Origin of the sequence: Leptolyngbya sp. CCNP1308, from assembly GCF_034932455.1 — a bacterium.
Classification (GTDB): Bacteria; Cyanobacteriota; Cyanobacteriia; order Phormidesmidales; family Phormidesmidaceae; genus Nodosilinea.
Genome location: NZ_JAYGIH010000133.1, coordinates 1 through 1,053 on the forward strand (window position 1 = coordinate 1; position 1,053 = coordinate 1,053).

General features: G+C 57.9%; 1 protein-coding gene. It reads left to right on the forward strand.

The genetic code is table 11. From position 1 onward, the window contains the following. Positions 1 to 1,053, forward strand: a 1,053-nt coding sequence (locus tag VB780_RS31270) for a bifunctional diguanylate cyclase/phosphodiesterase (protein ID WP_323355101.1), incomplete at both ends; no start/stop codon positions are given.

Here is a 1,053-nt window from a genome sequence, read left to right on the forward strand (position 1 = left end):
CTGGCTGAGCTGCTTCAGGCTGAGAATTCGGCCTTTGCGGTCATTTACCTCGACTGCGACCAGTTCAAGCTGATCAACGGTTCCTTTGGCTACACGCTGAGCAACCAGCTGCTCAAGGCGATCGCCGAGCGGCTCCAGCAGCTGGTGCCCAGCGACGGGCTGCTGGCCTGTCTGGGGGGCAACGAGTTCTGTATTTTGCTGCGCCAGACCAGCGATATGAAGCGCATCGAATCGCTGACCCAAACCATTTTGGACAGCTTCAAGGCTCCCTTTACCGTGTCAGGGCTGGATATTTTTATCACTGCCTGCCTGGGGATTGTCCTAGGCCACAGCGACTACCCCGGCCCCGAGCAACTGCTCCAGGATGCTGGCATTGCCATGTACCGAGCCAAGCAGCAGGGGGCCGGCAGCTGCCAATTTTTTGACCCGCAAATGCACCAAACCATGGTGGATCGCCTGGCCCTCGAAAATGACCTCAAGCGCGCCCTCGATCGCCAGGAATTTGTGGTGTACTACCAGCCCATTGTCCACCTCAAAACCCTCAAAATTGCCGGGCTAGAGGCGCTGGTGCGCTGGCAGCATCCCACCCGTGGCCTGGTCGCCCCCGGCGAGTTTATTCCCCTGATGGAAACCACCGGGCTGGTGGTGCCGGTGGGTCTGCTGATTCTCAAGCAGGCCTGTCAACAGCTGCACCACTGGCAGCAGCAGGGCTGGAGCGAGCTGACCATGAGCGTCAACCTGTCGGTGCGGCAGTTTGCCTGCCCCACCCTGCTCGACGATATTGACCAGGTTCTGGCCGTCACCGGCATCGACCCCGCCCGGCTCAAGCTAGAAATTACTGAAAGTGCCATTATGGACAATGCCGAAACCGCCATTGCCCTGGTGGATGCCCTGCGATCGCGGCAGATTCAGATCAGCATCGACGACTTTGGCACGGGCTATTCGTCCCTAGGCTACCTGCACCAATTTTCGGTCAACGACCTCAAAATCGATCGATCATTCACCAGCCAAATTCAAGTCTTGACCTCTAAATACAAGGTCGTCGATACCATT